At 63.3% G+C, this 22,595-nt stretch carries 18 protein-coding genes; 7 read left to right on the forward strand and 11 right to left on the reverse strand.

Features of this window, described 5'->3' with window-relative positions; translation table 11 throughout:
• The 6 genes from BN1134_RS20065 to galE form a co-directional block, all read right to left on the reverse strand.
• Positions 1–937 (reverse strand): Ig-like domain-containing protein (locus BN1134_RS20065; protein WP_198133191.1); only part of this gene is annotated, 937 nt, incomplete at its 3' end.
• A gap of 560 nt (positions 938–1,497) precedes the next feature.
• The gene (gene bacA, locus BN1134_RS14230; RefSeq protein WP_042048029.1) at positions 1,498–2,313 is read right to left on the reverse strand and encodes an undecaprenyl-diphosphate phosphatase; all 816 of its coding nucleotides are present in this window, start codon (positions 2,311–2,313) and stop codon (positions 1,498–1,500) included.
• A gap of 115 nt (positions 2,314–2,428) precedes the next feature.
• Positions 2,429–3,397 (reverse strand): galactose-1-epimerase, encoded by a 969-nt coding sequence (locus BN1134_RS14235; RefSeq protein ID WP_042048030.1) that lies wholly within the window; start codon positions 3,395–3,397, stop codon positions 2,429–2,431.
• Positions 3,394–4,545 carry a galactokinase gene (gene galK, locus BN1134_RS14240; protein ID WP_042048031.1) on the reverse strand — a complete coding sequence of 384 codons (1,152 nt, stop codon included), beginning with the start codon at positions 4,543–4,545 and terminating at the stop codon, positions 3,394–3,396. The genes BN1134_RS14235 and galK overlap by 4 nt, the downstream gene beginning before the upstream one ends.
• A gap of 8 nt (positions 4,546–4,553) precedes the next feature.
• Positions 4,554–5,588 carry a UDP-glucose--hexose-1-phosphate uridylyltransferase gene (locus BN1134_RS14245; protein WP_084214817.1) on the reverse strand — a complete coding sequence of 345 codons (1,035 nt, stop codon included), beginning with the start codon at positions 5,586–5,588 and terminating at the stop codon, positions 4,554–4,556.
• Positions 5,589–5,658: 70 nt separating this feature from the next.
• Positions 5,659–6,672, reverse strand: a complete 1,014-nt coding sequence (gene galE / locus BN1134_RS14250) for a UDP-glucose 4-epimerase GalE (protein ID WP_042048033.1) — start codon at positions 6,670–6,672, stop codon at positions 5,659–5,661.
• A gap of 1,363 nt (positions 6,673–8,035) precedes the next feature.
• Between galE and mglB the strand changes: the two genes are divergently transcribed.
• The 4 genes from mglB to BN1134_RS14270 all read left to right on the forward strand — a co-directional run bounded on the left by mglB (position 8,036) and on the right by BN1134_RS14270 (position 13,409).
• Positions 8,036–9,022 carry a galactose/glucose ABC transporter substrate-binding protein MglB gene (gene mglB / locus BN1134_RS14255; protein WP_042048034.1) on the forward strand — a complete coding sequence of 329 codons (987 nt, stop codon included), beginning with the start codon at positions 8,036–8,038 and terminating at the stop codon, positions 9,020–9,022.
• 63 nt (positions 9,023–9,085) lie between these two features.
• Complete coding sequence (mglA, locus tag BN1134_RS14260; RefSeq protein ID WP_042048036.1) at positions 9,086–10,600, forward strand: galactose/methyl galactoside ABC transporter ATP-binding protein MglA; 1,515 nt, start codon at positions 9,086–9,088, stop codon at positions 10,598–10,600.
• Between the two features lie 15 nt (positions 10,601–10,615).
• On the forward strand, positions 10,616–11,626 hold the full coding sequence (gene mglC, locus BN1134_RS14265) for a galactose/methyl galactoside ABC transporter permease MglC (RefSeq protein WP_042048037.1): 1,011 nt from the start codon (positions 10,616–10,618) through the stop codon (positions 11,624–11,626).
• Between the two features lie 49 nt (positions 11,627–11,675).
• The gene (locus tag BN1134_RS14270) at positions 11,676–13,409 is read left to right on the forward strand and encodes a methyl-accepting chemotaxis protein (protein ID WP_042048038.1); all 1,734 of its coding nucleotides are present in this window, start codon (positions 11,676–11,678) and stop codon (positions 13,407–13,409) included.
• Positions 13,410–13,460: 51 nt separating this feature from the next.
• On the opposite strand, the gene tdh is transcribed toward BN1134_RS14270, so the two are convergent.
• From tdh to BN1134_RS14295, 5 genes are all read right to left on the reverse strand, one after another.
• On the reverse strand, positions 13,461–14,486 hold the full coding sequence (gene tdh, locus BN1134_RS14275; RefSeq protein WP_042048039.1) for an L-threonine 3-dehydrogenase: 1,026 nt from the start codon (positions 14,484–14,486) through the stop codon (positions 13,461–13,463).
• 53 nt (positions 14,487–14,539) lie between these two features.
• A complete protein-coding gene (locus tag BN1134_RS14280; protein ID WP_042048040.1) occupies positions 14,540–15,730 on the reverse strand; it encodes a glycine C-acetyltransferase in 1,191 nt (396 codons plus the stop codon).
• Positions 15,731–15,843: 113 nt separating this feature from the next.
• Positions 15,844–16,479, reverse strand: coding sequence for a TetR/AcrR family transcriptional regulator (locus tag BN1134_RS14285; protein WP_042048041.1), 636 nt, complete (start codon positions 16,477–16,479; stop codon positions 15,844–15,846).
• Positions 16,480–16,483: 4 nt separating this feature from the next.
• Positions 16,484–17,755 carry a PIG-L family deacetylase gene (locus tag BN1134_RS18950; protein ID WP_052449501.1) on the reverse strand — a complete coding sequence of 424 codons (1,272 nt, stop codon included), beginning with the start codon at positions 17,753–17,755 and terminating at the stop codon, positions 16,484–16,486.
• Complete coding sequence (locus BN1134_RS14295) at positions 17,748–18,902, reverse strand: glycosyltransferase (protein WP_042048042.1); 1,155 nt, start codon at positions 18,900–18,902, stop codon at positions 17,748–17,750. The genes BN1134_RS18950 and BN1134_RS14295 overlap by 8 nt, the downstream gene beginning before the upstream one ends.
• 269 nt (positions 18,903–19,171) lie before the next feature.
• Between BN1134_RS14295 and rfaD the strand changes: the two genes are divergently transcribed.
• From rfaD to BN1134_RS14310, 3 genes are read left to right on the forward strand one after another with little or no spacing between them, the layout of a single operon-like run.
• Positions 19,172–20,125 (forward strand): ADP-glyceromanno-heptose 6-epimerase, encoded by a 954-nt coding sequence (rfaD, locus tag BN1134_RS14300; RefSeq protein WP_042048043.1) that lies wholly within the window; start codon positions 19,172–19,174, stop codon positions 20,123–20,125.
• 11 nt (positions 20,126–20,136) lie between these two features.
• A complete protein-coding gene (locus BN1134_RS14305; RefSeq protein WP_042048045.1) occupies positions 20,137–21,252 on the forward strand; it encodes a glycosyltransferase family 4 protein in 1,116 nt (371 codons plus the stop codon).
• Between the two features lie 9 nt (positions 21,253–21,261).
• Positions 21,262–22,578, forward strand: coding sequence for an O-antigen ligase family protein (locus tag BN1134_RS14310; protein ID WP_052449502.1), 1,317 nt, complete (start codon positions 21,262–21,264; stop codon positions 22,576–22,578).
• The last annotated feature ends 17 nt before the right edge of the window (positions 22,579–22,595 follow it).

Here is a 22,595-nt window from a genome sequence, read left to right on the forward strand (position 1 = left end):
ATCCAGGGGTAATGGCGAGGTGGCTCAGGGTGGCGGGGGTGATGGTGACCTCTGCCTGGGCCGACTGCCCATCGAAGGTGGCGGTGATCGCGGCCTTGCCGGTCGTTTGGCCTCGGATCACGCCGGGGGCATCGATACGCACAATGTTAGCGTTGCTGCTGCTCCAGCTCGCTTGCTCTGTCACGTCGATGACGCTGTTATCTGAGTAGGTTGCCCGCGCTTGGAGTGGCTGCTTGAGCCCCTTGGGAAGGGAGAGCGATGCTGGGGTAATGGCGAGGTGGCTCAAGGTGGCGGGGGTGACGGTGATCTCCGCTTGGGCTGAGAGTCCACCAAAGGTGGCGGTGACCATCGCGTTGCCCATCGCTTGGCTGCGGACAACGCCGGGGGCATCGATGCGAACAATGTCAGGGTGGCTGCTCTGCCACGCCGCTTGGGTCGTCACGTCGATGTTGCTGCCATCTGAGTAGGTGGCCAGCGCCTGGAGCGGCTGCTTCACCCCTTTAGGGAAGGCCGCCGTGGCGGGCGTCACCAAGAGTTCCACCAAGAGCGCATCGGTTATTTGCAGCGTGCGTTCCCCCACGAGCCCATCAAGTGTCGCGCGAATCGTCACTTCACCGGGAGAGGAGGCGGTAATGACGCCACTGCGAGAGATCGACGCGTTATCGGGCGTTACGCTCCAGGTCACGCCTTCTGTCGTGACACGGGTGGAGCCATCACAATACGTCAGCGTCGCTTGGTATCGCGCGCTAACCCCGGTCGGTAGGGTATCTTGGCTGTATCCCCGGCTAAGTTGAGAAATCGGCGCAATGTGAATCGCGGTTAATTGCTCACATGTTGATGGTTCATTTTTGTTATTGCTATCGTTGCATCCTGCTAACAGTAGAATCAATGAGGTCAGCAACAGGATTGCTCTTTTTAGCGTGTGAACCTTGTCCATATCGTTATTTCCTATTTTAAGTTCAACGCAGGGTGAGAATACTGCGCTTAACAAGATCACATCGCCTTTATGAGTGAATAGCTAGTTTTTAACACCGTGCTTATCGTCTAAATTCATCTGGTTTTGCCACTATCAAGCTTGTTTGTCGTGTTGTTAGAATATGGCTATATCACCTCACAAAATGTTAACTTTATGCTTGTGGGAAAATGCCTGTCAGGTTGTAGGAAGGGGGGCAATGATTTTGGTTGGCGTATCATCATGAGATTGATGCGCTTGGCGCAGATAGTGAATAGACAGAGCGCATTAATATGATCATAAAAACTATCCATAGGATAATTCATGGTGATGCTCGATGAAGAATATTGACTGTGATGTATCGTCTGTAACATAGAAAATAATATAACCACGACACCGTCGGTAGACGGCGTCAGTCATTGGTAGATGGCACTGCCATATTTCCGGTTACCTTCTTATATGGCTCTCGTTCATCAAGACGCAGTCGCTGTTTTATTGTCAAAAAAAAGACCGGCCATAAGGCCGGTCTTTTTGGTTGGCGGGGATCAGGCCACGAAGACCAGATAAACGGCGAAGGCCACGATGAAGCGGTAGATGGCGAAGGGGACGAAGCTCAGGCGGCGGATCAGGGCGAGGAAGGTCTTGATGGCCAGCATGGCAACCACGAAGGCGGTGACGAACCCCACGGCAAACATGGGCAGATCGGCCATCGAGAGCAGCTCCCAGCTCTTGTAGAGATCAAGCCCTGAGGCCCCCAGCATCATGGGCACTGCAAGGATGAAGGAGAACTCGGCGGAGGCCTGACGATTGATCCCCATCAGCATGCCCCCGCTGATGGTGGCGCCGGAGCGGGAGAAGCCGGGCCACAGGGCCATGCACTGGAACAGGCCGATGCCGAGGGCCTGTTTGTAGCTGATGTCGTCGAGGGTCTCGGTGCAGATGGGGGGGCGGCGCAGCTCGGCGAGCAGCAGCAGCAGGCCGCCGACCACCAGGGCGCCCATCACGGTCACCGGGCCGAACAGGTGCTCTTTCAGGAAGTCGTGCACCAGAAAGCCGAGGATCACCGCCGGCAGCATGGCGATCACTATGTGGAGCAGGGTCAGGGTACCGTGGGTGGTCGTGGGTTTTGCCCCGAAGTGGATGCCGATGAGGCCAAACATGCGGCGCCAGAACACCACCACCACGGCGAGGATGGAGCCAAGTTGTACCAGCACTTCGAAGGTCGCCGCCTTGGGGCCCTCAAAACCCAACAAGTGACCGACGATGATCATGTGGCCGGTGGAGGAGACGGGCAAAAATTCGGTCAGCCCCTCGACAACACCGAGAATAAAGGCGACGAGTAGGGAGTAGGTATCGGTCATAGGTGGTTCATATCCTGACAGGCAATAAATAACGCGCCCCGGGGTCCTGCCGGGGCGCGCTTATCTTGCGGGATTGTGCGGGTTAATACCACGGGAAAATGGTGACGTTTGCGTGTCACGTCCCCAAAAAGCGGTAGCGGGTACGGTGGCGGTAGTGCTCGCCAGGCAACAGCCAGGGATCGCCCAGTTCCGGGCGGTTGGGGCTGTCCGGCAGCTGCTGCGCCTCGAGGCAGACCCCGGCGTAATCCTCATGCACACCGCCCCGCCGATCCGGCGTGCCGGCCAACCAGTTACCGGTATAGAGCTGCACCGAGGGCTGGTCGGTGTGCATCTCCATGGTGACTCGCCCATCGCCCGAGACCAGGCGGGCGACCCACTGGGCTTCACCCGGCGTGAGCACAAAGGCGTGATCATAACCACGGGCCTGACGCTGCTGCGGGTGGCTGCCCCAGTCGGCGGCGAGGCGCCGCTCATGGCGCAGATCGAACACCCCCTCTACGACAGCCGCTGACAGCGGGATGCCATCCGGGGTGGTCGGCAGGAAGCGCTCGGCCCTGAGCGTCAGGCGGTGGGCGCGCACGTCGCTGCCGCCATCGAGGTTGAAATAGGCGTGGCTGGTCAGGCTGACCGGGGTGGGGCGATCGGTGCTGGCATCGAACTCGATCAGCAGATCGTTGCCGGCCAGCCGGTAGCAGAGGGTGACCTCCAGGTTGCCGGGAAAGCCCTGATCCCCGTCGACCGAGCAGAGGGCCAGCACCACCCTGTCGCTGGCCTGCTCGACCAGCGTCCACTCGCGGCGGTGAAAACCGCCGCTGCCCCCGTGCAGGCAGTGGGGTGGCTGGTTGGCATCGAGGGGCCAGCACTGCCCCTCGCGGCGCAGCTCGGCCCCGCCGATGCGGTTGGCAAAGCGACCGGCGACGGCCCCCAGCCACACCTGCTGGTGCGGGTAATCCTGCGGCCGGCAGCCGAGCAACAGCTCGCGGCGCCCCTCTGCCAGCGGCAGGGTCAGGCTGGTCAGGGTCGCCCCCAGGGTGAGCCCCTCAAGGCGCAGCCCGCTCTCGCTCTCCAGACAAAAAGCGCTCATTGGCAGCGCCCCGCCCCATCCTTGGCCTGACAGACGTAGCAGTCCGCCTGCAACCCGAAGCGGGCCGGGTAGTCGCGCTCGACGGCGGCGATCACCTCGGGCACCTTCTCCGGGCGCAGCAGGGCGACCACGCAGCCGCCGAAGCCGCCGCCGGTCATGCGCACACCGCCCGCCTCGCCGATCTCCCCCTTGATGATCTCGACCAGGCCGTCGATGGGGGGCACAGTGATTTCGAAATCATCGCGCATCGCCGCGTGGGACTGGGCCATCAGGGCGCCCAGCCGTGGCAGATCCCCGGTGCTGAGGGCATCGGCGGCGGCCAGGGTGCGCAGGTTTTCCCCCACCACGTGGCGGGCGCGGCGATAGCTGGCCTCATCGAGCCCGGCCTTGCCCGCCTTCAGCGCGGCCAGGTCGAGATCGCGCAGCGCCTTGACCCCATAGTGGCGGGCGGCGGCCTCACACTGGGCGCGGCGGGTGTTGTACTCGCTGTCGACCAGACCGCGACGCACGTTGGAGTTGATGATGAGCACCGCCAGATCGTCCGGCATCGGGATCAGGCGGGTCTCCAGGCTGCGGCAGTCGAGCAGCAGGGCGTGGTTGGCTTTACCGCAGGCGGAGATCATCTGATCCATGATGCCGCAGTTACAGCCGACGAAGCGGTTCTCCGCCTCCTGGCCGTTGAGGGCGATCTCGGCCTGGCTGATGGGGAGGTTGCACGCCTCCTTGAAGGCCTGGCCGATGGCCACCTCGAGGGAGGCGGAAGAGGAGAGCCCGGCTCCCTGCGGCACGTTGCCGGAAACCACCAGATCGAGCCCGTGCAGCTGGTGCCCGCGCGCCTGTAGATGCTTGATGACGCCGCGGATGTAATCGCTCCAGCGCTGTTCGGGGTGGGGGGCGATCGGGGCGTTCAGATCGAACTCGTCCTGCTGCTCGGCATAGTCGGCGGCGATGACGCGCACCTTGTTGTCATCGCGCAGGCCGACCGCCACGCAGGTCTCGTAGTCGATGGCGCAGGGCAGCACGAAGCCGTCGTTGTAGTCGGTGTGCTCACCGATCAGGTTGACGCGGCCGGGGGCGCGCACGCACAGGGTCGCGCCGCGACCGAAGTGGCGCTCGAAAAGCTGGTTCACTCGCTCAAAGGGGGTCATGGCATTCCTCACACAGTCTTGTAATGGTTGGGGCTCAGTGCGCGCAGCCGCTCGGCCGCCTGCTCCGGGGTCAGGTCACGCTGGGCTTCGGCCAGCATCTCGAAGCCCACCATGAACTTGCGCACCGTGGCGGAGCGCAGCAGGGGCGGATAGAAGTGGGCATGCAGCTGCCATGCCTCCCGGTTGTCGCTGTGCGGCGGGGCGAAGTGCCAGCCCATGGAGTAGGGGAAGCTGCACTGGAACAGGTTGTCGTAGCGGCTGGTGAGCTCCTTGAGCGCCACTGCCAGATCGGCCTGCTGGGCCGGGCTGAGATCGAGCAGCGAGGGGAGGTGCGCCTTGGGCAGCAACAGGGTCTCGAACGGCCAGGCGGCCCAGAAGGGCACCACGGCCAGCCAGTGTTCACTCTCCACCACGATGCGCGAGCGATCGGCCAGCTCGCGCTCGACATACTCGAGCAGCAGCGGGCGGCCATGCTCGGTCAGCCAGGCGGCCTGCTGGATCTGCTCGCGGGCGATCTCGTTGGGCAGGAAGTCGCTGCCCCAGATCTGACCGTGGGGGTGGGGGTTGGAGCAGCCCATCACGGCGCCCTTGTTCTCAAATACCTGCACCCACGCCCAGTCGCGGGAGAGGTCGCGCACCTGATCCATCCAGGTGGTGATGACCCCCTCGATGGCCGGCAGCGCCAGCTCGGGCAGGGTCTTGCCGTGATCCGGCGAGAAGCAGATGACGCGGCTGGTGCCACGGGCGGCCTCAAGATGCAGCAGGGGATCGGCGGCCTGCCCGGCGGCCGGGGTGTCCTGCATCAGGGCGGCGAAGTCGTTGGTGAAGACGAAGGTCCCCGAGTAGTCGGGGTTTTGCTCGCCGTTGACGCGGCGGTTGCCGGCACACAGGAAGCAGTCGGGGTCGTGAGCCAGGGCTGCGCTCTCGGCCACCTTCTCCACCTGCCCCTGCCAGGGGCGCTTGGCTCGGTGCGGCGACACCAGCACGTACTGGCCGGTGAGCGGGTTGTAGCGGCGATGCGGGTGATCAACCGGATCGAACATCTTGATACCTCGTTACAGTGATCGTGGGCCGGCCGCAGCGCGCTCTCCGGCCCGTGGAATCAGGGTTGGCTCACGCTTCGTAGCCGTTCGGATTGCGGGTTTGCCAGCGCCAGCTGTCGGCACACATGGCGGCCATGTCGCGGCGGGCCTGCCAGCCCAGCTCGCGTTCGGCCTTGGCCGGGTCGGCCCAGTACTCGGCGATGTCGCCGGGGCGGCGGGCCTCGATCTGATAGGGCAGCGGATGGCCGCAGGCAGCCGCGAAGGCGGCCACCACCTGCAACACGCTGTACCCCTTGCCGGTGCCGAGGTTATAGGTATGCACCCCGCCCGTACCGTGGCAGTGCTCGAGGGCCTTGAGGTGCCCCTCGGCCAGATCCATCACATGGATGTAGTCGCGCACCCCGGTGCCGTCGATGGTGGGATAGTCGCCGCCGAAGATGCTCAGCTGGGGGCGCCGGCCTATGGCCACCTGGGTGATATAGGGCATCAGGTTGTTGGGGACCCCCTGGGGATCTTCCCCCATGGTGCCCGACTCGTGGGCGCCGACCGGGTTGAAGTAGCGCAGCTCGACCATGCTCCACTGCGGCTCGGCGGCCTGCAGATCCTCGAGGATCTGCTCGATCATGAGCTTGGATCGGCCGTAGGGGCTGTGGGCGCTGCGCGGGAATCCTTCGCGGATCGGCACCGAGGCGGGTTCGCCGTAGACGGTGGCGGATGAGCTGAAGACCAGGGTGTGGACACCGCAGCGCTTCATCGCCTCCAGTAGCACCAGGGTGCCGCTTAGGTTGTTCTCGTAGTACTCGAGGGGGATGCGGGTCGATTCCCCGACCGCCTTGAGGGCGGCAAAGTGGATGACCGCCTCGATCTGCTCCTCGCGCAGCACCCGCTCCAGCAGCGCCCCATCACGGATGTCGCCCTCATAGAAGGTGGGGATGCGCCCCTGCAGAGCCTCGATACGCTGCAATACGGTGCGCTTGCTGTTACACAGGTTGTCGAGCAGTACCGGTTCGTGGCCGGCGTCCATCAGGGCCAGGGTGGTGTGGCTGCCGATGTAGCCACAGCCGCCGGTTACCAGAATCTTCATGGTGCCTCTCCTTGTCGATGGCCAGAGTCTAGCTGAGGAGGGGGAGGCGATTCTGTGATCAATATAACGCTTATGTGTAATCGGTTACACTTGGTGTTGTGCTTGTATGCCCTGATTTAGCGGTGGTTTGGATGGGGCAGATTCGAGGTTTCCCATGATAAAGGGTGTAATTTAGTGAAAATCAGCGTGTCAGCGAGAGGTGGTGACCGCACTCCTCGCCATTCATGCGGAGCGATTGCCGCGTGAGGAGGGGGAATGGGTTCGTTAGAGACATTTCACACAAGAGTATTCGTCTGTTTTGTAATCGATTACACGTTGTGTGTGGTGATCCCTTCGCACCCTTGCTCCATCAAGGCTGAGGGGGCGGGTCAGCGCAGGTAGGATAGAGGGGGCTGCACCCTTAACGCTCCTGCCTCATCATCGGCTCGCTCGCGCATGAGCTAGGCCATGGCGTGATGTAGCGCTGGCTTATCGGGTGTGAGCCGCAGAGGCAGTTTGAGAGGGCGGCGGCAACCAACGGCATTTCCCCTGTGTCTGCGCTAGCAGCTCCGCTCTCACCGGCCACGCCCCACGACTGGCCCGGTGGGGGAAGGTCTGGTTGAGACAGTCCACCCATTCTCGGCCCGGTGGGGCAGGCCTGGTCGGGACAGTCTACCCATTCTCGCTCCGGTGGGGGCCGACCACTCCTTCTCTGTGCATAGGCGCACGCCACGGCCACCACCTGGGGCTTTTCCTCGGACTGACCGCCACGGCCCTCGCCACCACGGCAACCCGCCGGGGCATGCTGTGGGGCATCGGTGATGCGACAGGCTGGCCAAGGAGGGCCGGCCACGGCTTTGCGCTCGTCACCGAGCAACGCCCTGGGACTCCCGCAGCGCTCCCTGCCGGGGGCCAAGGTGTTCAGCTGCCGCTGCGCTTACCCTGAGTGTCGATCCCGGGTTCGTCCGAGGTGGCGCGAGCAGCGCGTTAGTGCCCAGTGAGCCTTTGTGGTGGGGGAAGGGCGCCCAGGTGTGTCGTGAAGGCGCCCATAGGGGAGGACGGCGGGTGTCTGGGCGTGGGGCCCGCGTCTCTGCCGATGGCGCTACGCGAGCGCGGTAGTGGCACGCCGGGGGCTTGATCGTGGTGAACAAGGGGGTCGGGGGGCGGCGCTTTTTACGGGTTTCGATTAAGTCTCTGTTTTATCTGTTTTTTATAACATGATGAAAACAAAAGAGAAGGTGTTTATGTAACATAGTGTAATCGCTTTCATTTTGCTGCGGCGATCACAGATGAAATGGCAACATGTTGATTACATTTATGGGCGCTGACTCAATAGCTGGCCACCCTACGACACACCACAGATAGAGACATCGGAGCACACATAATGAAGAAGCTGACCGCCGTCGCCGCCCTGCTGATGGGCATGACCTCCGCCTCTGCCGCCCTGGCCGAGACCACACTGGGATTCACCGTCTACAAGTACGACGACAACTTCATGTCGGTGGTGCGCAAGGCCATCGAGAAGGAGGCCGCCGCCTATCCCGACGTCAAGTTGCTGATGAACGACTCCCAGAATGATCAATCCAAGCAGAACGATCAGGTCGACGTGCTGATGGCCAAGGGGGTGAAGGCGCTGGCCATCAACCTGGTTGACCCGGCGGCTGCCTCCGTCGTGATCGAGAAGGCCCGCGTCGACGGGATCCCCGTGGTCTTCTACAACAAGGAGCCGAGCGCCGCCGATCTGGCCAGTTATGACAAGGCCTACTATGTCGGCACTGACTCTAAAGAGTCCGGCATCATCCAGGGGCAGCTGATTGCCAAGCACTGGAAGGCCCATCCGGAGTGGGATCTCAACAAGGATGGCCAGATCCAGTTCGTGCTGCTCAAGGGCGAGCCGGGTCACCCGGATGCGGAGGCCCGCACCACCTACGTCATCAAGACCTTAAGCGACGGCGGCATCAAGAGCGAGCAGCTGCATCTGGACACCGGCATGTGGGATACCGCCATGGCCAAGGACAAGATGGATGCGTGGATCTCCGGCCCCAACGCCAACAAGATTGAGGTGGTCATCGCCAACAACGATGCCATGGCCATGGGGGCTATCGAATCCCTGAAGGCCGCCGGCAAGAGCAGCCTCCCGGTGTTCGGTGTCGATGCTCTGCCGGAGGCCCTGGCCCTGGTCGACAGCGGCGCCTTGGCCGGTACCGTGCTCAACGACGCCGGTAACCAGGCCAAGGCCACCTTCGAGCTGACCAAGAACCTGGCCGAGGGCAAGGCCGCCGGTGAAGGCACCCAGTGGAAGATTGTCGACAAGGTGGTGCGTGTCCCCTACGTCGGCGTCGACAAGGCCAACCTGGCCCAGTTCAAGTAATCCCGTCACCGGAACCGTGGGGGGATGCGTCCCCCCACGCCTCCCAGCAAGTAGTTGGCTGCTATGACAACAACAGCAAAGCAATCGGAATGGTTGCTCGAGATGGTCGGCATCAGCAAGGCGTTTCCTGGTGTCAAAGCCCTCGACAACGTTCACCTGCGGGTTCGCCCCCACTCGGTGCATGCCCTGATGGGCGAGAACGGTGCCGGCAAGTCCACCCTGCTCAAGTGTCTGTTCGGCATCTATGAGAAGGACACGGGCACCATCACCTTTCAGGGGCGCGAGGTCAATTTCCGCTCCTCCAAAGAGGCGCTCGACAACGGCATCTCCATGGTGCACCAGGAGCTCAACCAGGTGCTGCAACGCAGCGTCATGGACAACGTCTGGCTCGGCCGCTACCCCACCAAGGGGTGGTTTGTCGATCACGACAAGATGTATGCCGACACCCAGCGGATCTTCGAGGAGCTGGAGATCGACATCGATCCCCGCGCCAAGGTGGCCACCCTCTCGGTCTCCCAGATGCAGATGATCGAGATCGCCAAAGCGGTCTCTTACGACGCCAAGATCGTCATCATGGACGAGCCCACCTCCTCCCTGACCGAGAAGGAGGTCAACCACCTGTTTCGCATCATCAACAAGCTCAAGGAGAAGGGGTGCGGGATCGTCTACATCTCCCACAAGATGGAGGAGATCTTCAAGCTGTGTGACGAGATCACCATCTTGCGCGACGGCCAGTGGATCGACACCCAGCCGCTGACCGGCCTCACCATGGACCAGATCATCGGCATGATGGTGGGTCGCGAGCTGACCCAGCGTTTCCCCGAGAAGACCAATGTGCCCAAGGAGGTGATCCTCCAGGTGCGCGGGCTCACCTCACTGCGCCAACCCTCGGTTCAGGATGTCAGCTTCGATCTGCACAAGGGGGAGATCCTCGGGGTGGCCGGCCTGGTCGGCGCCAAGCGCACCGACATCGTCGAGACCCTGTTCGGCATCCGCGAGCGCAGCGGCGGCACCATCACGCTGCACGGGCGCGAGGTGCACAACCACAACGCTCATGAGGCGATCCGTAACGGCTTTGCCCTGGTGACCGAGGAGCGCCGCTCCACCGGCATCTACTCCCAGCTCGACATCGCCTTTAACTCCCTGATCGCCAACATGGAGAAGTACCAGGACAAGCTGGGGCTGCTCAGCGACCGGAAGATGAAGAGCGACACCCAGTGGGTGATCGACGCGATGCGGGTCAAGACCCCGAGCCAGAAGACCTCCATCGGCTCTTTGTCGGGGGGCAACCAGCAGAAGGTGATCATCGGCCGCTGGCTGCTGACCCAGCCGGAGATCCTGATGCTCGACGAGCCGACCCGCGGCATCGACGTGGGGGCCAAGTTCGAGATTTATCAGCTGATCCTGGAGCTGGCCAAGAAGGACAAGGGGATCATCATCATCTCCTCCGAGATGCCGGAGCTGCTGGGGATCACCGACCGCATCCTGGTCATGAGCAACGGCCGGGTTGCCGGCATCGTCAACACCAAAGAGACCGACCAGGGCGAGATCCTGCGTCTGGCCTCTCTCTATCTGTAACAGGGGAAGATCCGTATGGAGTGGGTCAAGAATTTCAACCTGATGCGCACGCTCAAAGAGGGCGGTATTTATGCCGTGCTGCTCATCCTGCTGGTGGTGATCGTGGTGCAGGAGCCCTCGTTCCTGAGCCTCACCAACCTCAGCAACATCCTCACCCAGTCCTCGGTGCGCATCATCATTGCGCTCGGGGTGGCGGGCCTCATCATCACCCAGGGGACCGACCTTTCCGCCGGCCGTCAGGTGGGGTTGGCGGCCGTGGTGGCGGCAACCCTGTTGCAGTCGCTGACCAACGTCAACAAGGTGTTCCCCGAGCTTGGCGCCGTGCCGATCCCCGTGGTGATCCTGGCGGTCTGCGCCATCGGCGCCCTCATCGGCCTCATCAACGGCCTGGTGGTGGCGTACCTCAACGTGACGCCCTTCATCACCACGCTGGGCACCATGATCATCGTGTACGGGGTCAACTCCCTCTACTACGACTACGTAGGCGCCTCGCCGATCGCTGGCTTCGATGCCCGCTTCTCGAGCTTTGCCCAGGGGTTCATCCGCATAGGGGGTTTCAAACTCTCTTACATCACCTTCTACGCCATCATCGCCATCGGGCTAGTGTGGGTGCTGTGGAACAAGACTCGCTTTGGCAAGAACATCTTCGCCATCGGCGGTAACCCGGAGGCGGCCAGGGTCTCTGGGGTCAACGTGCCGCTCAATCTGGTGGCCATCTACGCCCTGGCGGGGGCCTTCTACGGCTTTGCCGGCATGCTGGAGGCGGGCCGCATCGGCAGCGCCACCAACAACCTGGGCTTCATGTACGAGCTCGACGCCATCGCCGCCTGCGTGGTGGGTGGGGTGTCGTTTGCCGGCGGGGTTGGCACGGTTGCCGGCGTGGTGACCGGGGTGATCATCTTCACCCTCATCAACTACGGCCTGACCTACATCGGGGTCAGCCCTTACTGGCAGTTCATCATCAAGGGGGCCATCATCATTTTGGCGGTCGCACTTGACTCCATGAAGTACGCCAAGAAGAAGTGATACATCCGGGCGCCGCGAGACGGCGCCCTCTTATTGCAAGGAGGTGCTCATGTCATTTCGGGCCAAGATCCATCTGTTACTGCTGCTTGCGGTGCTGATCACGGTGGCGACCTCCTACCTGAGCGTCAATCACTTCATCAGCGGTTACATCCGCCAGCAGGCGGAGCAGAACATCGCCAGCCAGGTGGCCCTGGTGCGCGAGAAGCTGGAAGGGGACATCAACCAGAAGATCCTACTGGCCGGTAACCTCAACTTCGGCGTCACCAACGTCAAGAAGACCCTGGAGGAGACCGGTTTTCATAACATCGTCAAACAGATAGGTGACATGGCATTCGATCGGGACGGGGTGATCAACGACCCCAAACGGGTCGACGCCCTGCGCAGCGAGGCGGCCAAGGCGGGCGGCAAGGTGCAGGTCAGCCCGTTGCAGACGGTCGATGGCAAGCCGGTGGTGGTGATCTTGGTGCCACGCGGCGCCGATTCGGCCTACTTCTACTACCTCGATATGACCGAGTTTCGCTCCCTGCTCGAGAAGAGTGCAGGGAATGGCAAGCGCTTCGAGCTGAAAGATGCGGCGGGCCACCTCCTCATCAGCCAGCCTGCGGGCGGTGAGACGATCGCCAAGTCCTTCCCCATCGACGTACATGGCAGTGCCTGGAGCCTGACCGGCTACGTGGATCTCGACTACATCGCCGGCCTGACCCGCGACATCAACGGCAAGATCACCTTTGCCCTGCTGCTAGTCGGGCTGGTGGTGCTGGCGGTGTCGCTGGTCGCCCTCAAGCTGGCCTACCGCCCGATCCCGCTCCTGCGGGATCTGGTGCTGGAGCTCTCCCGTGGCAGCGGCGATCTGACCCGCCGCCTGAGCGTGACCAGCCGCGACGATCTGGGCCAGATCTCGGGGGGGATCAACGACTTCATCGCCAGATTGCAAGAGATGATGCTGGCGGTGAGCGAGGCGGCCGAGCGGCTCAACGGCGGTATCGAGGCGGTGGCCGGCCAGAGCCGTACCGCCCGTAGTCTGCTCGAGCGCCACGCCGGCGAGACCGGCCAGGTGGTCACCGCCATCACCGAGATGAGCAGCGCCGCCGGTTCGGTGGCCGAGAACGCCGCCGCCACGGCCCAGCTGGCGGGGCAGAGCCGGCAGTTGGCCGATCAGTCGCGCCAAGTGGTGGATGGGGCCATGGCCAGCGTCTCGGCCCTAGTCGGGGAGGTCGAAGAGACCGCCCGCTCTGTGCTGGCCATGCAGCAGGATGTTGAGCGGATCGGCGCCGTGCTTGGGGTTATTGGCGGCATCGCCGAGCAGACCAACTTGCTGGCGCTCAACGCCGCCATCGAGGCGGCCCGCGCCGGTGAGCAGGGGCGCGGCTTTGCGGTGGTGGCGGACGAGGTGCGCGCCCTGGCCGGACGCACCCAGCAGAGCACGGCGGAGATCCGCGACATGCTCGAGCGATTGCAGCGTGGCAGCCAGACGGTGGTGGCCGCGATGGAGGGCACCAAGGAGAGCTGCCGGGAGACCGCCGACAAGACGGCGCGGGTGCATGGATCCCTCGATCAGGTGGTCGATGCCGTGGTGCGCAGCAACGACCTGGTCAGCCAGATAGCGACCGCCGCCGAGCAGCAGAGCCTGGTGGCCGACGAGATCAGCCGCAACATGCACGCCATCGCCGAGGTGGTGAGCCAGCTTGAGCGTAGCGGGGAGGAGGTGGCGGCCGGCGCCGGCACCATGGAGCAGAGCTACCGCGCCCTGCGCGACATCGTCGGGCGCTTCCGGCTGCATTGACGTCAAGTAAAAAGGGGAGCCGTTGGCTCCCCTTTCTCATGGTGTGCCGGCTTACTCCCAGCTCAGCACCACCTTGCCCGACTGACCCGAGCCCATGGCGTCGAAGCCCTGCTGGAACTCGTCGATGGGGAAGCGGTGGGTGATGATGGGGGTGAGATCGAGGCCAGACTGGATCAGGCTGGCCATCTTGTACCAGGTCTCGAACATCTCGCGGCCGTAGATCCCCTTGATAAACAGCCCCTTGAAGATCACCTTGTTCCAGTCGATGGCCATGGTGGCGGGGGGAATACCGAGCATGGCGATCTTGCCGCCGTGGTTCATCTTGTCGAGCATCTCCTGGAAGGCGGAGGGGTTGCCGGACATCTCCAGCCCCACGTCGAACCCCTCGCTCATGCCGAGATCTTGCATCACGTCGGAGAGCGACTCCTTGGCCACGTTGACGGCGCGGGTGGCGCCCATCTTGCGGGCCAGTTCGAGGCGGTATTCGTTGACGTCGGTGATCACCACGTGGCGCGCGCCGACGTGACGGCAGACGGCGGCGGCCATGATGCCGATGGGGCCGGCGCCGGTGATGAGCACGTCTTCCCCCACCAGATCGAAGGAGAGGGCGGTGTGCACCGCGTTGCCGAACGGATCGAAGATGGCGGCCAGCTCATCGGAGATGTTGTCCGGCAGCTTGAAGGCGTTGAAGGCGGGGATCACTAAGTACTCGGCAAAGGAGCCAGGACGGTTCACTCCGACGCCGATGGTGTTGCGGCACAGGTGGGTGCGGCCGGCGCGGCAGTTGCGGCAGTGGCCACAGGTGATGTGCCCTTCGCCCGAGACCCGATCGCCGACCGCGAAGCCGCGCACCTCCTGACCCACGGCCACCACCTCGCCCACGTACTCGTGGCCGACCACCATGGGGACGGGGATGGTCTTCTGGGACCACTCGTCCCAGTTGTAGATGTGCATGTCGGTGCCGCAGATGGCGGTCTTGCGGATCTTGATCAGCAGGTCGTTGTGGCCCAGCTCCGGCATGGGGACGTCGGTCATCCAGATGCCTTTGGTCGGGTGCAGTTTGGAGAGTGCTTTCATGGTTGTTCCTTCACGATGAACGCCAAAAAAGGGGGCCGTCGGCCCCCTTGATATCAGATGACGCCGAGGTCGCGGCCGATGCGGATGAAGGCATCGATGGCGCGGTCGAGCTGCTCACGGGTGTGGGCGGCCGACATCTGGGTGCGGATACGGGCCTGCCCCTTGGGCACCACGGGGAAGGAGAAGCCCACCACGTAGATCCCCTCGGCCAGCATGCGGCTCGCCATCTCGGCAGCCAGCTTGGCATCGCCCAGCATCACCGGGATGATGGCGTGGTCGGCGCCGGCCAGGGTGAAGCCGGCGGCGCTCATCCGGCTGCGGAAATAGGCGCTGTTCTCTTGCAGGCGGGCACGCAGGTCGTGCCCCTCGGCCAGCATGTCGATCACCTTGATGGTGGCGGCGACGATGGCCGGCGCCAGCGAGTTGGAGAAGAGGTAGGGACGGGAGCGCTGACGCAGCCAGTCGATCACCTCCTTCTTGCCGGAGGTGTAGCCGCCGGAGGCGCCACCGAGCGCCTTGCCGAGGGTGCCGGTGATGATGTCGACCCGCTCCAGCACACCGCAGTATTCGTGGGTACCGCGGCCGTTCTCGCCGATGAAGCCGACGGCGTGGGAGTCATCCACCATCACCAGGGCGTCGTACTTGTCCGCCAGATCGCAGATGGATTTGAGATCGGCAATGACCCCATCCATGGAGAAGACCCCGTCGGTGGCGATCAGCTTGAAGCGGGCGCCGTCGGCGCTGGCCTGCTGGAGCTGCTGTTCAAGGTCGGCCATGTCGTTGTTGGCATAGCGGTAGCGTTTGGCCTTGGAGAGACGTACACCGTCGATGATCGAGGCGTGGTTGAGGGCGTCGGAGATGATGGCGTCTTCGGCCCCCAGCAGGGTCTCGAACAGGCCGCCATTGGCGTCGAAGCAGGAGGAGTAGAGGATGGTGTCCTCGGTGCCGAGGAAGGTGGAGAGCTTCTGCTCCAGCTCCTTGTGCATGTCCTGGGTGCCGCAGATGAAGCGCACCGAGGCCATGCCGAAGCCGTGGCTGTCGAGGCCGGCCTTGGCGGCGGCGATCAGCTCGGGGTGGTTGGCCAGCCCCAGATAGTTATTGGCGCAAAAGTTGAGCACCTCCTGACCACCGACCATGATGCCGGCCTGCTGGGCGGAGGTGATGAGGCGCTCCTGCTTGTAGAGGCCGTCCGCCTTGACCTGCTCCAGTTCGGCAGCCAGATGGCGATAAAATGCGTGGGACATCCGTTCTTCCTCGTCGACGTAGGGGCATGGCCCCGGAATGACAAGATTTTACTCTGTCCGTGCAGCGGCGCTATTCAAATTATTTTGCTGAAATTCAACAATTGTGAAACAGATCACCCGGCCAGCTCGCGGTAGTGCTGCTCGAGCTGCTGGATCTGCGGTTTCACCTCGGGATGCAGGTAGGGGCGCAGGATGAAGAGCACCCGCAGCACCCCCTTGTAGAGCAAGGGCTTGGTGACCCGGGTGCCGGGGGATTGGGCGATCTGATAGGCGATCCAGAAGGTGACCACCATCTTGATGGTCTGGCCGAGATCCGGCAGATCCTCGTCCACCACCTCCAGCAGCTTGCCATCACGCAGGCTGCGCAGCAGCCCCTGCACCGAATTGCCAAGCTGCTCTTGGGCCTTGAGGTACTTCTGTTGCAGCCGCTCGTCGCGGCTCAGGATGTCGGGCAGATTGGCGTAGAAGAAGCGGAACTGCCACATCAGGTAGAAGATGGCATCCAGATAACCCATCAGGTGCTCGATGCGGATCTCCCGCTCCTGCACCGGGGCGAAGCTGTCGACCAGATGCTTGGCGTAGTGGTCGAAGATGCTGTGGATGATGTCTTCCTTGTTGCGGAAGTGGTAGTAGAGGTTGCCGGGACTGATCCCCAGATGGGCGGCGATGTGGTTGGTGGTGACGTTGCGCTCTCCCTGTTCGTTGAACAGTTCGGTGGCGCCGTGAATGATGCGATCTCGGGTCTTCATGCACTCAATTCCCTTTGTGTGCCAGTTGATTCATGCCACGCACGAAGGCGTCGCGTTCCACCCAGCAGAACAGCTCATCGGCCCGGATATGGGTCTGCAGGTAGTCGTGGGGGCCGTAGTAGTGGTAGCCGTTCTTGCGCACCTTCTGATTCCACCAACGTTTGAGCCGCTTCTCCAGCCGCAGGGTGGCGCGCAGGTCGTGCATGCTGTCGAGGGCCACCACCTTCTGGCGCTGGCGCTCCAGCGAGAGGGGGTGGCTGTAGCACTGCCATGGGCCGAGGGCTGAGGTTGTCGAGAACCAGGGGGGCAGGGTGGTGCGGCCATGCTCCGGGCCATAGGGGAAGTGCTTGCCGTGGTGCAGGTGGTTGGCATAGAGCAGCACCCGTGTCGGCTGGTGGCGGCTGAGGGCCAGCGCCAGCGCCAGTGCTCTGGCGCTGGCCTGGTGATCCCGATGGGGATCGAGCTCGGGGTGGGTCACCACCACAGTGGTGGGACGGCTGTGCTCGAGCAGGGCCACCAGATCGGCGATGAGCCGCTCGCCGCTGTGCTGCGGCGCGGCATCGTTGGGCAGCGGGGTGGGATTCCAGCGGCGAAACGGGGTGGGCAGCAGCGCCGGCAGCCTGGCGTGGGGCTGCGGCCGCTGCGGCTCATCCAGCAGGGCGCTCAAGGTGTCGTTGAAATAGCCGAGGCAGTAGAGCTGGCTGGCGGGCACCCCGGCCAGCTGCGGCGTGGTCACGCTGTTCCAGGCGCGGATCATCCCCTTGCGCAGCTGCGCATTGGCAAGGTCGTCATCGAGCCCGGGGATGTACTGCTTGCGCAGGGTGTCGAGCTTTTCGCCTGCGCTCAGGGTGGCGATCCAGCTCTGAGCGGCATGATCGCTGTAGAGGCCGAAGGCGGCCAGCTCGGCATCGTCGGGGTGGGGCGAGAGCAGCAGCAGGGGGCCGTCGTCCAGCGCCGGGTTGGCAAACTCGAGCAGCTCGGCCGCCGTGTCCAGTGTGCCGTGGCGGCAGGTGATGCGGCAGGTGGCCAGTGAGCCCACTCCGCTCAGGTTGATAAAGCGGGTGCCGTGCTCGGGCGCCAGGTATTGGCGCCACTGCCGTTGGCCATCCTCAATGGTGACCTCGCCGAGACGACGGCTGGCGCGATAGCCCACTTGCAGCAGCAGGGTCTTGCCAGCCGTGCTGAGGTGCTCGGCGCCCGTGATGCCTGTTTGGGTCAGCGTCACGCAATGGCGCGCGTGTGGGTGCAGTGGGTAGCGGTGATCGGTGTCAGTCATGACTCGGGGAGTCCAGTTCGAGATAGCGTTGGGCCAGCTTCCGGTCATCGAAGCGGGTCAGCCAGGTGGCGTCGGGGAGGACGGGGTCGCTCAGCGCTTCGCGCATCTTGGCGGCCAGGGCAGTGGGGGTCGGTTCGGCCAGCAGGCGGCGCTGCTCGCCGACCAGAATTTCGCGAATGCCGCCCGGTACATCGGTGGCCACCACCTGGGTGCCACAGGCTAGGGATTCAAGGAGCACCATGCCAAGCCCCTCGAAGCTCGAGCTGAGCACGAAAGCACTGGCGCGGGCCACCCAGGGGTAGGGGTTGTCACGATGGCCGAGAAAGCTGACCCGGTCGCTGAGTCCGAGCTCGGTGCTGAGCGATTCGAGCGCGGCCCGCTCGCTGCCATCGCCGATGATGACCAGGGGGCAGGTGAGACCGGATTCCTGATATGCCCGCAGCAGCAGCGCCTGGTTCTTGACCGGCACCAGGCGCCCCACGTGCACCAGGTAGGGCGAACTAAATGCCGGTTGTGCCGGCCCCGCCGCCTGCTCCCGGATGCACTGTAGGGGCAGGCCGTTGTAGATAATTTCGGTTCTGGCGGTGGTGACGCCCGTTTCGTTTAGAAACAGTTGCAGTGTGCTGGCCAGCCCCTCGGAGACACAGACCACCTGCTTGTCCTGAAACAGCAGGCGGCTGAACCAGGCCTGCCAACGGTAGCGGCAGAGCTTGAGCATGGTGCCCTCAACCACCTGCCAGATACGCGGATCGCGCCAGTCCCACAGCAGCTCAAAGGCCCCCTGACCACGGACGATGATCTGATCGAAGCGGCCGTAGCGGGCCTCCATCTCAGCCACTTTGCGCTGAGCCACCCGGCTGGTGGCGCGTCCGAGCCAGACGAAGTGGGAGCCGCGAAACAGGAAGCGCAGCAGGGCGCGATTGAGCAGGTGCATCAGCAGGCCGGTGCCATATTGACGGGCTTCGCGTTCGATATCCTGGCCCTGATGCAGGTGGACGTTCGGGGCGGGATGCATGCGGGCTTCGCCGCGCAGCACCCAGAGATGCACTTCATGGCCCTGGTCGGCGAGGGCGTTGGCGAGGTTGATGCTGGCGGTTTCGATCCCGCCGTGATGAAGACGACGCAGGATGATCAGGATCCGCTTCATGAGCCGGTTTCCTTGGACGAAGGGGTCAGGGGAACAACGGAATTGGGCAAAACGTGCGCCTGCTGTTGGGGTACGGCGAGTGGGAAGGTTAGCCGAGAAGACGTTACCAAACCAGCGTTATGGCGACAATTGCCCCGCTCGTCACGCTGAACAGCAAGGATTCGTCTCGGCAGATAGGCCATGGTAAACTTTTCGGCAATTTTCACCGGCCCATTGCGCGCGACCTTGCGGCGTGTCATGCGGTGGGCCGCTCTTAGAGGGTAAGCCCCATGATCGTAGTCACTGGCGGAGCCGGTTTTATCGGCAGCAATCTGGTTAAGCAGCTGAACGAGCAAGGCCGCACCGATGTGGTAGTGGTCGATGATCTCACCGACGGTACCAAGTTTGTCAATCTGGTCGATCTCACCATCGCCGATTACATGGACAAGGACGAGTTTGTCGCGCGTATCGTCTCGGGCGATGAGTTTGAGGAGTGGGATGGCATCGAGGTGATCTTCCACGAGGGCGCCTGCTCGGCGACCACGGAGTGGGATGGCAAGTTCATCATGGAGGTCAACTACGAATACTCCAAGGATCTGTTCCACTACTGCATCGATCGCGAGATCCCCTTCATCTATGCCTCCTCGGCGGCCACCTATGGCGGGCGCAACGACAACTTCATCGAAGATCCCCGCTACGAGATGCCGCTCAACGTCTACGGCTACTCCAAGCAGCTGTTCGATCAGTACGTGCGTCGCTGGCTGCCGCAGATCAACTCCCAGGTGGTCGGCCTCAAGTACTTCAATGTCTATGGCCCGCGCGAGCAGCACAAGGGCTCCATGGCCTCGGTCGCCTTCCACCTCAACAACCAGGTGAAGCAGGGCGACAATCCCAAGCTGTTTGAAGGGTGTGATGGCTTCCCCAATGGCGGCCAGATGCGCGATTTCGTGTACGTGGAAGACGTGTGCAAGGTGAACCTCTGGTTCTGGCAGCACCCGCAGCACTCCGGCATCTTCAACTGCGGTACCGGCCGTGCCGAGCCGTTCCAGAACGTGGCCGAGGCGGTGATCAAGCATCACGGCAAGGGCGAAATCGAATACATCCCCTTCCCGGATCACCTCAAGGGGCGCTACCAGAGCTTCACCCAGGCTGACCTCACCCGCTTGCGCGGCGTCGGTTACGACGGCGAGTTCAAGACGGTCGCCGAAGGGGTCGCCGAGTACATGGCTTGGCTGAGCCGTTGAGCTCGGCAGCGATGACCCCTCCCGCTCTGCTGCACATCTGCCTCTCCCAGGGATGGGGGGGGCTGGAGATGTACCCGATCCACACCGGAAAAGGGATGCTTGGCCACGGCTGGCGGGTGTTCGGCCTGGCGCTGCGTGGCAGCCAAGTGGCCACCGGCATGCGTGAGGCGGGCATCGAGGTGCTGGAAGTGGGTTCCCGGGCCGAGGCATTGCTGCGCCTGCCCCTGTTGCTGCGCTGGCTGCGGCAGCGGGAGATCGGGGTGGTGCACTGCCACAAGTCCGGCGATCTGCTGCTGGCGGCCCTGCTCAAGTCGTGGCATCCGCTGCGGCTTATCTTCACCGAGCACATGGGAGTGCGCCGGCCGAAGCGGGACTGGTTGCACCGCTGGATTTACGGCAAGGTCGATCTGGTGCTCTCCATCAGCGATGAGACGCTGCGGCGCAACCGGATCGCCCTGCCATTGCCGGCGGAGCGGTTCCGGCGGCTCTGGCTGGGTACCGAGCTGCAAGGTTGCAGCGAGCCGGCCGCCGCGATTCGGCGCGAGCTGGGCCTGCCGGATGGACCCCTCATCGGTATGGTGGGGCGTTTCAGCCGGGCCAAGGGGCAACGGGAGCTGCTGGAGGCCTTCATCCTACTGCTTGCGCGTTATCCCACGGCGCAACTGCTGCTGGTGGGGGGCAAGCTGGCCACGGAAGGGGCCAATGAACCCTTTGTGGCCGAGTTGCAGGCGTTCATTGACGAGCATCAGTTGGCCGAACGGGTGCACCTGACCGGTTTTCGGCGCGATACCCGGCGCCTGCTCCAGGCGATGGACGTGGTGGTGATCCCCTCTCACAACGAGGCGTTCGGCCTCACGGTGATCGAGGCGATGGCGGCGGGTAAACCCATCGTCGGTGCCGACAGCGGGGCCATCCCCGAGGTTCTGGGGGAGGCCGGTTTATTGGCCAACGTCTTTGACCCGGCGGCCCTGGCACAGCAGATCGTACGGGTGCTCGATGATCCTGAGCTGGCCGCGTCATTACAGGCGCAGGCCCGCTTGCGCGCCGAGCAGGAGTTTGGTCTGGCGGCTCATCTCACGCGCTTGGCGCGCTGTTACCTCGATCCATGCGATCCTCCTCCCCTCTGAGTTGTGATTATGCTGTTACTCGATATTTTCAAGAGCCACTGGCCCTCCGGCCGTAGGGCGCAGGTCGAAAGTGTCCTGCGCTATGGCGGTCTGGCCTGCCTCTTTCTCTACGCCCTGAGCCGGCTGGCATTGCCCGGCCTCGGTAAGGGGCTGGAGATAGGTTATGTGCTGGCCGGTGCCATCTTGCTGTTTGGCTGGCGGCGTGAGCTGCTCGGCAGCATCTATATCAAGTTGCTGCTGCTGGCATTGCTGGTGCAGTGCATCCCCTGGGTGATTGGCCACTTCACCTCACTGCCCACCGCCGAGGGGAATCCCGGTCTGGATCGGCTGCTGAAGCTCTATCTGTTTCTCCTGGGCTCCACCTTACTGGAGGGGCGTGAGCGCAGGGTGTTCTGGCTGTGGGGCTGCGCCGCCCTCGGATTGCTCGCCGTGGTGCTGGTGCAGCTGCCCGAGTGGCAACGCGGGCTGAAGGGAATGCGGGTCGATTTCGGGATCCGCAACGCCCAGCACACGGCCATGTTCTTTGGCATCCTGCTGCTGGGGTGTGTCTGTTTCGCTGGGCGCTGGCTCTCGGCACGACGGCGGCAATGGCTGTGGCGATTGCCACTGCTGCTGGCGGTGCTGGCGGTGGCGGTGCTGGGCATAGTGGTGACCCAGACCCGGGCCGTCTTTCTGGCCGTCGGGGCTGCCGCCATCCTCGGGGTGGTTCTGTGGGGGCTGATGCAGCGCCCCCACTGGAAGAACCTGCTATTGGTGCTGGCGTTGGGGGGCGTACTGATCGGTACCACCTTGCACTATTTCAAGTCTCAGACCATAGGGCGAAGCGGGGCAGAGGCGAATGTCATTGAAATGGTGTGGGAGGGGAAACTGGATCGGATCCCCTACACCAGTGTGGGCACTCGGGTAAATACCTGGCTGGTGGCGTGGGAGAAGATCAAGGAGCGCCCCCTGTTTGGCTGGGGCCGTGAGGCGCGCAGCTGGGTTATCGAGCAGTCCCCCACGCTGCCGGCCTGGGTAAAGCAGGAGTTTGGCCACCTGCACAACTACTTTATCGAGATCCAGCTGAGCTATGGTCTGGCGGGCTCGCTGTGGCTGCTGGGGATGGTGGTGGCGACTCTCTGGGGCTGCTGGGCCGCCTGGCGGCGCGGCGACATGCCGCTCGACGTCTGCCTGTTTGGATTCTGCTTCGTCTTCTATTTCCTGATCGTCAACAACTTCGAGTCCTATTTCTCCTTCTGGACCGGTGGGCTGGCCTTCAACCTGATCATGGCGGGTCTGGTGTCGCTGGCATGGCGGCGCTCATTTCCCGTGAATGCGCATCAATGACTCAAACAACCACCGGC

Origin of the sequence: Aeromonas simiae (assembly GCF_000820125.1) — a bacterium.
GTDB lineage: Bacteria > Pseudomonadota > Gammaproteobacteria > Enterobacterales > Aeromonadaceae > Aeromonas > Aeromonas simiae.